General features: G+C 69.2%; 13 protein-coding genes. 4 read left to right on the plus strand and 9 right to left on the minus strand.

Annotation, left to right across the window (positions count from 1 at the left end):
- The first annotated feature begins 15 nt into the window (after positions 1 to 15).
- Positions 16 to 3231 (plus strand): BTAD domain-containing putative transcriptional regulator, encoded by a 3216-nt coding sequence (locus G6038_RS08890; RefSeq protein WP_165037327.1) that lies wholly within the window; start codon positions 16 to 18, stop codon positions 3229 to 3231.
- Here G6038_RS08890 and G6038_RS08895 read toward each other — a convergent pair.
- A complete protein-coding gene (locus G6038_RS08895; protein ID WP_165037328.1) occupies positions 3176 to 3871 on the minus strand; it encodes a hypothetical protein in 696 nt (231 codons plus the stop codon). The genes G6038_RS08890 and G6038_RS08895 overlap by 56 nt on opposite strands.
- 242 nt (positions 3872 to 4113) lie before the next feature.
- Here G6038_RS08895 and trxB point away from each other — a divergent pair, with 242 nt between their 5' ends.
- The 3 genes from trxB to G6038_RS08910 all read left to right on the plus strand — a co-directional run bounded on the left by trxB (position 4114) and on the right by G6038_RS08910 (position 6755).
- Positions 4114 to 5082 (plus strand): thioredoxin-disulfide reductase, encoded by a 969-nt coding sequence (trxB, locus tag G6038_RS08900; RefSeq protein WP_165037329.1) that lies wholly within the window; start codon positions 4114 to 4116, stop codon positions 5080 to 5082.
- Between the two features lie 31 nt (positions 5083 to 5113).
- A complete protein-coding gene (gene trxA / locus G6038_RS08905) occupies positions 5114 to 5443 on the plus strand; it encodes a thioredoxin (protein ID WP_165037330.1) in 330 nt (109 codons plus the stop codon).
- Between the two features lie 127 nt (positions 5444 to 5570).
- Positions 5571 to 6755, plus strand: a complete 1185-nt coding sequence (locus tag G6038_RS08910; protein WP_165037331.1) for an N-acetylmuramoyl-L-alanine amidase — start codon at positions 5571 to 5573, stop codon at positions 6753 to 6755.
- Between the two features lie 9 nt (positions 6756 to 6764).
- Here G6038_RS08910 and G6038_RS08915 read toward each other — a convergent pair whose 3' ends face one another.
- The 8 genes from G6038_RS08915 to rnpA all read right to left on the minus strand — a co-directional run bounded on the left by G6038_RS08915 (position 6765) and on the right by rnpA (position 13611).
- Positions 6765 to 7454 (minus strand): GNAT family N-acetyltransferase, encoded by a 690-nt coding sequence (locus G6038_RS08915; protein WP_165037332.1) that lies wholly within the window; start codon positions 7452 to 7454, stop codon positions 6765 to 6767.
- Positions 7455 to 7511: 57 nt separating this feature from the next.
- Entirely contained in the window at positions 7512 to 8570 is a 1059-nt protein-coding gene (locus G6038_RS08920; RefSeq protein WP_165037333.1) for a ParB/RepB/Spo0J family partition protein, read from the minus strand.
- A complete protein-coding gene (locus tag G6038_RS08925) occupies positions 8567 to 9571 on the minus strand; it encodes a ParA family protein (RefSeq protein ID WP_165037334.1) in 1005 nt (334 codons plus the stop codon). Before G6038_RS08925 ends, G6038_RS08920 begins: the two co-directional genes overlap by 4 nt.
- Before the next feature lie 832 nt (positions 9572 to 10403).
- Complete coding sequence (gene rsmG / locus G6038_RS08930; RefSeq protein WP_165037335.1) at positions 10404 to 11084, minus strand: 16S rRNA (guanine(527)-N(7))-methyltransferase RsmG; 681 nt, start codon at positions 11082 to 11084, stop codon at positions 10404 to 10406.
- Between the two features lie 115 nt (positions 11085 to 11199).
- Complete coding sequence (locus tag G6038_RS08935; RefSeq protein ID WP_165037336.1) at positions 11200 to 11745, minus strand: protein jag; 546 nt, start codon at positions 11743 to 11745, stop codon at positions 11200 to 11202.
- A 21-nt stretch (positions 11746 to 11766) separates the two neighbouring features.
- Entirely contained in the window at positions 11767 to 12885 is a 1119-nt protein-coding gene (gene yidC, locus G6038_RS08940) for a membrane protein insertase YidC (protein ID WP_165037337.1), read from the minus strand.
- A gap of 70 nt (positions 12886 to 12955) precedes the next feature.
- Positions 12956 to 13237, minus strand: a complete 282-nt coding sequence (gene yidD, locus G6038_RS08945) for a membrane protein insertion efficiency factor YidD (RefSeq protein ID WP_100056990.1) — start codon at positions 13235 to 13237, stop codon at positions 12956 to 12958.
- Positions 13234 to 13611, minus strand: coding sequence for a ribonuclease P protein component (gene rnpA, locus G6038_RS08950; RefSeq protein WP_165037338.1), 378 nt, complete (start codon positions 13609 to 13611; stop codon positions 13234 to 13236). The genes yidD and rnpA overlap by 4 nt, the downstream gene beginning before the upstream one ends.
- Positions 13612 to 13617: the final 6 nt, after the last annotated feature.

The raw sequence follows: 13617 nt of genomic DNA on the forward strand, positions 1-13617 counted from the left end.
CATGGACGGTAGGCGGTGACGAGCGCGACGACCCCGCCCGTGCAGGTGCGGGTGCTGGGCTCCGTCGCCGCGCTCGTCGACGGGCAGCCCGCCGCCCTCGGTGGGCCCGTCCGTCGTGCGCTGCTCGTCCGGCTGGTGGCGGCACGTGGAAACCCGGTCTCCGCCGACCGGCTCGTCGAAGACCTGTGGGGCGGTGCACCGCCGGCCAAACCGTCGGCGGCGCTGCACGCGCACATCTCCCACCTGCGCCGGGTGCTGGGTCCGGGTCGCGACCCGTTGCCGCGCAGTGCCGCGGGGTACGCGTTGAACCTGCCCGTCGCGGCGGTGGACGCGTGGGCCTTCGAGGACGCCGTCACCCGCGCCCTCACCGCATCCGGCGACCGGCTCCGGCAACTCGGGCAGGCCCTCGAGCGATGGCGAGAACCCCTGCCGGGAATCGATCGATACCCCTGGGCAGCAATCGAATCCGACCGTCTCCGGGAACTGCGCCGCACCGCGGTGGAACAGTACGCCGAGACCGCGCTCGACCTCGGCGCTCCCGTCGCGCCGCTGATCGCGTCGCTGAGCGACATCGTCGCGGCAGACCCCGGCCGCGAACGCGCCGTCGGGCTTCTGGCGCGCGCCCGGTACCGCGCCGACGGCCCGGCCGACGCTCTCGCCGTCATCCGCCGCTCGCGGCAGTACCTGGCCACCGAACTGGGCCTCGACCCCGGTCCGGCACTGCGCGCCGTCGAGCACGAGATCCTCACCGGCACGGCCGGTCCGGTCCGGGAACGAGCGCCGGTCGCCGGCCACGGCCGCCCCGCCGAACTCGGTGTCCTGCTGGACGAGGCCGGACGCGCCGCCCGCGGTGAGACGCGACTGACGTGGCTGGCCGGGGAGCCGGGGGAGGGCAAGACCCATCTGACCACGCAGCTCTCCCTCGCCCTCGAGGGCGACGGCTGGCACGTGGCCCGCGGCAACTGCCCCGAGGTGGACGGTGCGCCACCGGGCTGGCCCTGGATCGAGATCCTCGACGCCCTCGCCCACACCGACCCCGCCGGCACTGCCGCGATGACGTCCCGGCTCGCCGTGCCCGGCACCGGCCTCGACACGTTCGGGTTCGCCCGTGCCCTCGCCCGGCACCTCGGCCGCATCGCCACCGACCGTCCGCTGCTGCTCGTCTTCGACGACCTGCACCGCGCCGACGAACCGACCCTGCATCTGCTGCGCCTCACCCTCGCCGCCCTTCGAACCCGGCCGCTGCTCGCCGTCGCCACCTATCGGCCCGCCGAGGCGGGGAGCGAACTCGCCGCCGTCTGCGCGGCGACGAAGGCATGCCCCGGCCGGCGGATCCGGCTCGCCCCACTGACCGACGACGGCATCGCCCACCTCGTCCACGAGTGCGGCGTCGCCGACCTGCCGCCCGACGACATGGCATTGCTCGTCGCGCGGACCGACCGCAATCCGTTGTTCGTCAGGGAATTCGCGCTGCTGATCGCCGACAGAGGCGTCCGGGCACTCCACCACGACGTGCCGGCCGGGATCGCCGACGTGCTGCACCACCGCATCCACACGCTGCCCGAGGCCACCGTCGCGGTGCTGTCCGCCGCCGCCGTCCTCGGACGCGAAGCCGACCTCGACGTGCTCGCCGCGATGTGCGGCACCGACCTCGAGTCACTCCTCGAGCCACTCGAGCCGGCCCTGCGCGCACGCCTGCTCGAGGAACCCGCGCCCGAACGGATCCGGTTCACCCACAATCTCGTCCGGGAAACCCTGTACGCGGGGCAGTCACGACTCCGGCGCACCCGTCTGCACGGCGCGGCCCTTGCGGCGTTGTCGGCCCTGCGGCCGGCCGAGGTGGCCGCGGCGGCACACCATGCGGCACTCGCGGCCACCCCGTCCACCGCCCACCACGCCGTCGCGCACCTCACCGCGGCGGCCCGTCGCGCCGACGCTCTCGGCGCCCGAGCCGATGCGGTCACCCTGTGGCGCGCCGCGGTCTCGACACACGAGATGTCCACCGTCGTACAGGAAGACGGCCTGCTGCCCCTGCTCACCGGATACGTCGGAGCGCTCGCCCACACCGGCGACGTGGTCAACGCACGCGTCGTGCGCGGACGCGCCGTCGAGCTCGCCCGGCGGATCGGTGACACGCCGGCCCTCGTTGCGGCGCTCACTTCGTGGTCCGCGCCGGTCATCTGGAGCGTCCGGGTCGACGACGAACCGGACCGGCGCATCCTCGACCCCGTGGAGTCACTCCTCGCCACCATCGCCCTCAGTGACCACGACCGGGTCCTGCTGCTCGTCACAGCCGTCTTCGAACTCGAGGGCGCCGACTCGGTGGCCGCCCTCGCCGCGGCCCGCCGCGCGCACGCCCTCGCGCGGTGCACTGCCGACGCCGGGCTGCGCTGCCGTGCGCTCAACGCCCTCGGATTCGTCGCGTACGGACCGGACCTCGTGGCGCAGCGGCGTGACATCGCCGCGGAACTCCGCGCCGTCGCCGGCGACGTAGGCGACGCCGCGTATCAGGCACAGGCACACTTCCAGTGGTTCCTCGCCGCAGCCGCAGACACCGAACTCGACGAGGCCCGTCGCCACGCCGACCTCGCCGTGCGGTACGCGGCCGGCCGGCAACTCTCCCAGCTCCTCGGTGTGGTCGAGCTGTTCCGCGCGCTGGTGCGTCTCCTCGCCGGCGACACGGAAGGTGCGCAGCGCGGATACGACACCGTCGCAGCACAACTCGAGGCGGAGGGCACCGCTTCGGCGCAGTGGATCGGTACCGTCGGACGCATCGGTGCGGCCACGGCACGCGAGGACTTCGCTCCGCTCGTCGCCGAGTTGTCGGCGCTCGAATCGGCTCGGCCGCACAGTGTCCGGTTCCCGTTGGTCCTCGCCCTGCTCGACAGCGGCGAGCACGAACGGGCGCGGCAGTTGTGGCGCGCCCAGCGGCCGTTCCGGCGCGACTACTACTGGCTGGCGATGACCTGCCTGCGCGCCCGTGCCGCGGCGCGGCTCGCGGACACGGCGACGGCCCGGGACTGCCATGCGCAGTTGCTGCCGTTCAGCGGCCGCATCGCCGGCCTGGATTCCGGCTCGTTCCACGCCGGCCCCGTGGACGCTGCCCTCGCCGAGACCGCGGCGCTGCTCGGCGATACGGAGGCGGCACACCGATTCCGCGAGGCGGCCGCGACACTCACCGCGACGGTGTCGGCACAACTGCACGACCCGGCGTGGTCGGCGTGGCGCTGAGCCCGTCCCTTCGTGTCGCGGACAGGACATACAGCCCGAGCGCCGCGAACGCGAGGCCGCGTGGGATTTCGACGACGAGTCCGGTCACGCCCGGCATCGCCGGAATCGGGAGCAGGAGAACGACACCGCCCGCCGCCATGATGGCGCCGATCCACACCGGCACCGCGCGCGAACGGATCAGCGCGATCCCGAACAGGATCGTGCTGCCCATGAAGACGAGTCCGCTGACGGTCTGCATGACGACATAGGGTTCGTAGTCGAGGAGGGTGTCCGTCCCGGAGATCGCCTCCGCCGTCGCCGGATCGCGCGAGAACGGCACGGAGACGAATGCTTCGATCACCAGGTGCGAGAACGCCACCAGCACCGAGGACAGGACGTATGTGACGTAGGCGACGAGACCGAGCATTCCGGTTCCGGCGGCGACCCGGGCGTACAGCGCGGGCACGCCGAGCATCAGCAGCAGTGTTCCCGACAGCAGGAGGAAGTGGGGGAGGGGATTGATGGGAGCGGACACCGCCGACACCGAATGTGCGGCGCCGTCGACGACGGGATGCAGGAGACCGCCGGCGAGGTTCAACGGGAACGCGGCGACGACGGACACGGCGCCGAGTCGGTACAGCAATGTGGGAGTTACGGTCATACCGTCAGCGTGACGATTCGGCCTTGCCGTCCGCTTGCCGTCCGGGTGGGGGCAGGGTACGCCTCGGTGTGGCGTGACGCACGGCACGCCAGGAACAACAACCCCTTACCCTGTTGTTGACCCATGTTGTGGACCACTGACGTCTTGTGGACCACTGACGTCCCGGTCACGGGCCTCAGGCTCGACCGTCCCGTATCGAAGTACCAGCAGACAGAAGTACCAGCAGACACCGGAAGGCTCGCATGACCACTGAATCCACGATCCACGACCTGATCATCGTCGGTTCGGGCCCGGCCGGATACACCGCCGGGATCTACGCCGCCCGCGCCGAGCTGGCCCCGCTGCTGTTCGAGGGAACCCAGTTCGGCGGCGCCCTGATGACCACCACCGAAGTCGAGAACTTCCCCGGCTTCCGCGAGGGCATCATGGGACCGGACCTGATGGACCAGATGCGCGAGCAGGCCCTGCGCTTCGGCGCCGACATCCGCACCGAGGACGTCGACGAACTCGACCTGACGGGCCCGGTCAAGAAGGTCGTCGCCAACGGACAGACCTACCACGCCCGTGCCGTCATCCTCGCGATGGGCGCCGCCGCCCGCTACCTCGGCATCCCGGGCGAGGAGAAGCTCCTCGGCCGCGGCGTGTCCGCCTGCGCCACCTGCGACGGGTTCTTCTTCCGTGACCAGGACATCGCCGTCGTCGGCGGCGGCGACTCCGCCATGGAGGAAGCCACCTTCCTGACCCGCTTCGCCCGCAGCGTCACCCTCATCCACCGCCGCGAGGAATTCCGCGCCTCGAAGATCATGCTCGACCGTGCCCGCGCGAACGAGAAGATCCGCATCGTCACCAACGCCAAGCCCGTCGAGGTGCTCGGCGACACCGCCGTCACCGGCCTGGTCCTCGAGGACACCGTCACCGGGGAGCGCAGCACCCTCCCGGTGACCGGCATGTTCGTCGCGATCGGTCATGACCCGCGCAGCGAACTCGTCCGCGGCCAGATCGATCTCGACGACGCCGGCTACGTCCAGGTGCAGTCCCGGACCACCGCCACCAACCTGCCGGGTGTCTTCGCCGCCGGCGACCTCGTCGACCACCTCTATCGTCAGGCCGTCACCGCTGCCGGCACCGGCTGCTCCGCCTCGCTCGACGCCGAACGCTGGCTCGCCGAGCAGGAAGACCGCCACCCGATCACCGTCAACGCCGGATACTGACCCCTTCCACACCCATCGAGTAGGAGCAACCGTGGCCGAGAAGAACACCGTCACCATCTCCGACGCCTCGTTCGTCGAGGACGTCCTGCAGTCCGACAGGCCGGTACTGGTCGATTTCTGGGCGACCTGGTGCGGCCCGTGCAAGATGGTGGCTCCCGTTCTCGAGGAGATCGCCGGCGAGCACTCCGACAAGCTCAAGATCGCCAAGCTCGACATCGACGCCAACCCCGCCGCAGCGCGCGACTACAAGGTCATGTCGATCCCGACGATGATCCTGTTCTCCGGTGGCAAGCCGGTGAAGACGATCGTCGGCGCGAAGGGCAAGGCGGCTCTCCTCCGCGACCTCGCCGACGTGCTCTGAGTCACCGTTTCCACGTCGACACGGATGCGCCCGGATTATTCGTGATCCGGGCGCATCTGCGACAATCGAACGATGGTCTGGTGTCACACCGGGCACAGCAGGTCAGCAGCACGGAAAGGGCCGAGACATGCACCGACTGCGCTACGGCGACCATGGCCCTGCTGTCGCCGAAATCCGGAGCACCCTCACCGGCCTCGGATTTCTGCACGGCGAGTCCGACGTCGCCGCCGGCGACAGCTGGGTGGGCTCCGATGCGGTGTTCGACCGTGACCTCGACAGCGCGGTGCGTGCGTTCCAGCAGCAGCGCGGTCTGCTCGTCGACGGCATCGTCGGTCCCGCCACGTACCGCTCGCTGAAGGAAGCCTCGTACCGGCTCGGCGCCCGCACCCTCATCTACCAGCTCTCCGCCCCGCTCTACGGCGACGACGTCGCGACGTTGCAGCGCCGCCTGCAGGATCTCGGGTTCTACGTGGACCGGGTCGACGGCTACTTCGGGCCACGCACCCACGAGGGCCTGAGCTCCTTCCAGCGAGAGATCGGCCTCGCACCGGACGGCATCTGCGGCGCTGAGACCCTCCGGTCGCTGGAACTGCTCGGCACCCGGGTCACCGGCGGATCGCCGCACGCCATCAGCGAGGAGGAGATCGTCCGCCGGTCCGGTCCGCATCTGAGCGGCAAGCGCATCGTCATCGATCCCGGCCTCGGTGGCCGCGACCACGGCATCATCGTGCGCAGCCCGCACGGCGACATCTCCGAGGCCGACATCCTGTGGGACCTCGCTCGTCGTCTCGAGGGCCGCATGGCCGCGACAGGCATGGAGACGTTCCTCTCCCGGCCGTACCACGCGAATCCGTCGAACATCGAGCGGGCCGGCACGTCCAACGCGTTCGGCGCGGACCTGATGATCTCCCTGCGCTGCGACAGCAGCCCCAATCCGGCAGCGAGCGGCATCGCGAGCTTCCACTACGGCAACGCGCACGGCTCCGAGTCGATGATCGGCCAGGTGCTCACCGGATTCATCCAGCGCGAGGTGACGGCACGCACGCCGCTGCGGGACTGCCGTAGCCACGGTCGCACCTGGGATCTGCTGCGCCTGACGAACATGCCGACCGTGCAGATCGATCTCGGCTACCTCACGAGCACGCAGGACGCCGCGGTCCTCGGTAACCCGCGTTCGCGCGACATCATCGCCGAAGCCATCCTCATCTCGGTCAAGCGGCTGTACCTGCTCGGTCAGGACGATCAGCCCACCGGCACCTACACCTTCGCCGAACTGCTCGCCGAGGAACTGTCAATTACCGAGACCCGCTGAGCGGTCCGCTCAGCGGGCCGCCCCCACGGGGGTACGCCCCGACATGCCCGCGACGGTGAGCGCGGCCTCCTCCAGCAGGCGATCCAGGGCCGCCTCGACCCCCACCTTCCATTCGTGGTCGCGATCGAGTTCGAGCCGCAACCGCGGGAAGCGGTGATGGGGAGCGACGACCTCGAAACCCATGTCCTCGAGGAAGCCGGCCTCGACCATGCACTCGGCGGGGGAGCAGTCCCGTGCGGCCGTTGCACCAGGGACGTCGCTCTGGTCCTCGCCGACAGGCCGATATCCGAACGCCTCGATCGCGCGCACGTTGCGGCGGACCAGATCGGAGATCACCGCGCGGATCAGTGCCGCACCGAGATCGCTGCCCTCCGCGAGCGGCTCGATGCGGACGGTGGTCAGCAGGATGGCATCCGCGCTCACCGGGGACGTCGGGAACAGCTGAGCGCGCGGCACCATGTTCGGCGGGGCATAGAACGCGCTCCCGGCGGGCTTGTCGTCGAACGTGGCAACCTGGGCGCAGGAACCCCACTGGAGCATGACCATCGACAGCCATGCCTCCTTCTCGAACTCCGGATCGTAGAACCCGCCCGCGTCGTGTACCGCCGCGGGATCCATCTCCCAGAACACACAGCGCCGGGCGTGTGCCGACAGCTGGTCCATTCCGCCCAGGGTGAGTGTTGTGACTCGAGTCGACACTGGGTTACTCAGCCTCCAAGTCCGTATCCTCGACTGTCGTCCTGACGTGCCGAGGCGTCAAGAGGGGTTGGCCTGAGATTCCATCATCGCCACGATCCGCTCGAGGTCGTCGACCGAGCCGAACTCCACGACGATCTTGCCCTTGCGCTTGCCCAGGCTGACCGTGACGCGGGTGTCGAAGGAATTGGACAGGCGCTCCGCGACGTCCTGGAGGCCGGGCATCTGGATGGGCTTGCGGCGCTGCTGCGGCGCGGCGTCCTTCCCGTCGCCACGGTTCGCCAGCATGACCGCCTCCTCGGTGGCCCGCACGGAGAGGCCCTCGGCGACGATGCGCGCGGCGAGCACCTCCTGGGCGTCGGGTCCGGCCTCGAGCGACAGCAGCGCGCGAGCATGCCCGGCGGAGAGCACACCCGCCGCGACCCGCCGCTGGACGGGGATCGGCAGCTTGAGCAGACGGATCATGTTGGTCACCACTGGCCGGGATCGGCCGATGCGGGCCGCCAGTTCCTCGTGGGTGACGCCGAACTCCTCGAGCAACTGCTGATACGCCGCCGCTTCCTCGAGCGGGTTGAGCTGGACCCGGTGGATGTTCTCCAGCAGCGCATCACGCAGGAGGGACTGGTCGTCGGTCTCACGGACGATCGCCGGGATCGTGGCGAGACCGGCCTCCTGGCCGGCGCGCCACCGGCGCTCGCCCATGACGAGCTGGTACCGCTCTCCGTCGAGCCTGCGCACGACGATGGGCTGCATGAGCCCGAACTCCCGGATGGAGTGGACGAGTTCGGCGAGCGCCTCCTCGTCGAACACCTGCCGCGGCTGGCGCGGGTTCGGCTCGATCTTGTCCGCCTCGATCTCGAGGTAGACCGCTCCGGCGGGGGAGGGGAGGGCGGCGTCCGCCCGGACCGGGGCTCCGTTGCCCGCGGCCTTCCCGCTCGGGGGAGTCGCCTGTTCGGTGCCGGCGGCCTTGTTCGACGTGGTCTTCGGAGCCGCGCTCTTGCGGTTGTCGCCGATGATCACGTCGGCCGCAGCGTTGCCGAGGCCGGGGGCGGCCGCCGGACCGGTCGGAATCAGCGATGCCAGACCCCGCCCCAACCCGCCTTTGCGTGTCGCGCTCATTCGTTCCCCTGCTTCTCGTTCCGGTACCCGCGTGCCGCCAGTTCGCGTCCCGCGTCGAGGTAGCTCATCGCACCGCGCGAACCTGGATCGTAGTCGAGAACAGTCATCCCGTAGCCGGGAGCTTCCGAGACCTTCACGCTGCGGGGGATGACGGACCTCAACACGGCGCTGCCGAAGTGGGCGCGAACCTCCTCCGCGACCTGATCGGCGAGCTTGGTGCGGGCGTCGTACATGGTGAGCAGCACGGTCGAGACGTGCAGTTCGGGGTTGAGGTGCGACTGGACGAGTTCGATGTTGCGCAGCAACTGGCCGACGCCTTCGAGCGCGTAGTACTCGCATTGGATGGGGATGAGCACCTCCTTCGCCGCCACGAGCGCGTTGACGGTGAGGAGGCCCAGCGACGGCGGGCAGTCGATGATGACGTAATCGAAGTCCTCATCACCGAGCGCGGCGGGGGAGAGAGCGTTCTTGAGACGGTTCTCCCGCGCGACCATCGAGACGAGTTCGATCTCGGCGCCGGCGAGGTCGATGGTGGCCGGGATGCAGAACAGGCGCTCGCTGTGCGGGCTCTGCTGGATGGCTTCGGCGGCCTTCACCTCCCCGAGAAGTACCTCGTAGCTCGACGGGACACCGGAGTGGTGCGGTACCCCGAGGGCGGTGCTGGCATTGCCCTGGGGATCGAGATCGACGACGAGGACGGACAACCCCTGAACGGCGAGGGCCGACGCCAGGTTCACCGTGGACGTGGTCTTGCCGACACCGCCCTTCTGGTTCGCGATCGTGATGACACGGCGGTGAGCCGGCTTGGGGAGTGCGTTTACGGAACTCGGGTGGAGCACCTGGCTGGCTCGATGCGCGGCGGCGCCGATCGGTGTGTCCAACGGCGAGAGCCCCTCGTACGGGATCGGAGAGAACTCGTCCTCGACAGACTCGGACGCGGCTCCCGTCGGCCTCTGCGCCTCGGTTTCACGTGAAACAGCGGATTCAGATCCACCCGACATTGACCGCTCCTTTGTTGTCGACACACCCGGTTGGCACGGTACATCCCCCTCGCGAAATCCCGCCGGTGGTCCACGACCGACCATCCCGGCCGGCCACCGTTTCGGTCCCACGACCGGGCGGAGTGAGCCGAGGCGTAGTGGCTGATGCGTGAACTCGGAAAGCGGGTTGCGCCGACGCCGGTTGGCGACCGTTGCCGGCCCACTCCGCTTCCTCGTTTCGACCATTATCCCATCCACCTTCCGGAGGAGTGCGACGACATCGCCGACGACAATGGTGTTTCACGTGAAACTTGACGTTTCACGTGAAACAGAGAAGCTCCGCCGATGTCGTTTCACGTGAAACAACGCCGGGCGGAGGCTCCGGACCGGGCACCACCCCGGCGGACGACAAGCCACCTGTCACAGTGACGAAATGCCGTCGGGTGCATGGATGGGCGGTCGACGCGAAAGATCCGCGCGCCCGGACGAATTCCGCCGTTGATTCCAATAGACAAGGCGGACAACAACTTAGGGCGAAACAGGGATCAAACCAACGCCAGACGGCGGACTTCCACGCGGGCGCGGCGGCGCAGGACCGGAGTTCGCTGGCGAGGAGGGGGATTTCCGGGCGCGGAGCGTGCGGAGAGAGGAGGGTGATGCAGACGCCGCCGGGATGCGGCCTTTCGTGTCACGACATCGGGAGCCGGAGAGGACGGAATTCAGCGAGACAGTCCCTCTGCTCGAGAGGTCCGCTCCGCCTCGAGAGTCTCGAGTCGCGCACATCTCGAGCCGACCCACTCGAGGCGGGGGACCGCTCGAGTGGGGGAGGGGAGCGGTTTCACGTGAAACCTGATCAGCGCTTCCTGCGCCGCCGCGTCGGCCGCGACATCCGCTCGGCCTTCACAACGAGGGAGGGGGTCTCGAGCAGGCCCACGCCGCACTCGAGGACCTCGAGGTTGCCGGCGCCGAGACGAGCGAGTTCGTCGCGATCGCGTTCGACCTCCTCCGCCGCGCTGGCTCCCTTGAGTGCCAGCATCCGTCCGCCCTCGTGCACGAGCGGCAGCGACCACTTGGCCAGCTTCGCCAGCGGCGCCACCGCACGCGAGGTGACGACGTCGGATCCGCCGGCCTCCTTCACGACGCCGGGCTGCTCCGCGCGACCGCGGATGACGAGCACGTTGGTCAGGCCGTGTGTTTCGACGAACTCGGCCAGATACACCGACCGTCGCAGCAGGGGTTCGACGAGGGTCACGTGCAGATCGGGACGAGCGATCGCCAACGGGATGCCCGGAAGCCCGGCACCGCTGCCCACATCGACGACACGTTCGCCTTCGTCGATCAGTTCACCGAGCACAGCGCAGTTGAGTAGGTGGCGGTCCCACAGGCGGGGGACCTCGCGCGGCCCGATGAGTCCACGCTCCACCCCGTCGGTGGCGAGGGAGTCCCGGTACTGCTCGGCAAGACCGAGTCGCTCACCGAAGACGCGAACGGCGATCTCGTGGATGCGCGCCTCGTCCTGTTCCACGTGAAACATCCTCTCCCGACGACACTGGCCTCGAAGAAGGGAGGGATCCCGACGCACCCGCCGAGATCCCTCCCACTCACCGCTGTCCGATCGATACTGCTGTCCGGTCGATACTGCTGGCCGGTCAGTTCCTGACGACGACGACCCGGCGCTGCGGCTCGGCGCCCTCGCTCTCGCTGGACACACCCTCGATCTTGGCCACGGCGTCGTGGACGATCTTGCGCTCGAAGGGCGTCATCGGGGTCAGTTCTTCGCGCTCCCCGGTCTCGAGTACACGCTTCGCGGCGGCCGTGCCGAGCTGGCTGAGCTCCGCGCGCTTGCCCGCCCGCCACCCCGCGACGTCGAGCATCAGCTTGCTGCGCTCGCCGGTGACCTGCTGCACCGCGAGGCGGGTGAGCTCCTGCAGGGCATCGAGCACCTCGCCGTCGCGGCCGACGAGCTTGGACAGGTCCTTGCCGCCGTCGATGCTCACGACCGCACGGTCACCCTCCACGTCGAGATCGATGTCGCCGTCGAAGTCCAGGACGTCGAGCAGTTGCTCGAGGTAGTCACCGGCGATTTCGCCCTCCTCGATCAGGAGATCGTCCTCGGAGTCGGAATCCGCATCGAGATCCGGCGTCTCGGTGGTCACGTCGGCATCCTCCTGTGCCTTGTCCAGGTCACTGGCCATGATTCGCTCTCTCTTCTTCGGTCAGCGCCGCTTGCGCTTGGAGTTCTTCGAGCCGCTCGGGCGTTTCGATCCGGCGATGTTCTTCGGGCCTCCGGCCGGCGGGGCGGACGGCTTGGCACCGCCGGAGGTGTCGTCCGCGGCCGGCTTCTCCAGCGAGATCTCCGCAGCGTCGGCGGCGCCGGCGGCAGCGTCCTCCCCGGTGGTGGACGGAGCCTTCTTCTTCGCGCCCCGGTCGGGGCGGGCGCCGGGCTTGGGGGCGTTGTCGCTGCGGCGTGCGATCGCGGCCTGCTTCTTGGCCTCTTCTTCCTGATCGATCTTGCGGAAGACGATGTGCTGCTGGGCGTAGGTCCAGATGTTGTTGCTCACCCAGTACAGGAGGATGGCGATCGGCAGGAACGGGCCGCCGACGATGACGCCGAGCGGGAACACCCACAGCGCCAGCTTGTTCATGATCGCGGCCTGCGGGTTGGCCGCGGCCTGCGCGCTCTGCCGCGCGACGGACGCGCGGGAGTTGAAGTGGGTCGCGATGCCCGCGACGATCATCAGCGGAATCGCCACGAGCGCGATGTCGAGGCGGGAGGGGATGCCGCCGAACGGCTCGAACGCCACCAGCGACGCCTCGGGCTGGGTGATCCACGCCGAGATCGGCGCGCCGAACAGGCGCGCACTGAGGAAGGACTGCACGTCCTCCGGGCTGAACGCATAGTTGCCGAGCTGGGCGTTCTCCTCCGGCGACAGGCCGAGCTGACCGAATCCTTCACCGGTGCGGTTGAACGAGCGCAGCACGTGGAACAGACCGATGAACACCGGCGCCTGCAACAGCACCGGGAGGCAACCCATCAGCGGGTTGAAGCCGTGTTCCTTCTGCAGCTTCTGGAGTTCGACGGCCTGCCGCTGCCGGTCGTTGGAGTACTTCTTCTGCAGCGCCTTGATCTGCGGTTGCAGTTCCTGCATCTGCCGCGTGGTCCGGACCTGCTTGACGAACGGCTTGTACAGGATCGCGCGCAGCGTGAAGACGAGGAACACCACGGACAGCGCCCACGTCGCGCCGTCGTCGGGCTCCAGTCCCGGCAGGGCCGTGAAGGCGTTGTGCCAGACCCAGAGGATCCAGGACACGGGATAGTAGATGAAGTCGAGCACGGCTCTATGTACTCCTCAGGTCGTCCAAGGTCGCCATCCAGCGGCGTCGGTCCGAAGTCTTCAGTGCCGGTCAGGGACCCCGGTCGACCGACCTGTGCCGCCGCTCGGGCACCGGATCCCAACCCCCAGGGTGCCAGGGCGCACATTTGAGCAGGCGGACGACCGTCAGCACGGAGCCGACCACGAACCCCCGGGTACGCAAGGCCTCAACGGCGTATTCGCTGCAGGTGGGGGTGAAACGGCAGGTCGGCATGCGTGTCGGAGACACGTACGTGCGGTAGAGCTCGATGCAGAAGATCAACATCCGGGCCGGTGCGGAGCGCACCGACCGCAACACGCCACCCGCGTTCATCCCGGCCGCCGCGCCGTCGCGACCAGGCCCAGTCGGGCGAGGCCGGAGCGAACCTGCCGGTCGAGTTCCTGCGAGGAGGCCGAGGCGGCACCCGGAAGCGCCCGGACGACGACGTCTGCGCCGGCGGGAACCTCGTCGACGAGAGTCACACAGATATGACGAAGCCGGCGTGCGACTCGATGTCGAATCACCGCCGGCCCGACAGCCTTGCTCACGACGAATCCGAACCGCGGACCGCCGAAACTCACCACCAGCTCAGCCTGCTCCCGCTCGATCGCGTGGACGACCAGATCTCGCCGCCCCTGCCGGCGGCCACGACGAACGGTCTCGGAGAAGTCCGCGCGGCGCCGCAGGCGATACGGCTCAGGTAGCACCCCGAG

It is taken from the genome of Rhodococcus sp. 14C212 (assembly GCF_011058195.1).
GTDB lineage: Bacteria > Actinomycetota > Actinomycetes > Mycobacteriales > Mycobacteriaceae > Rhodococcus > Rhodococcus aetherivorans.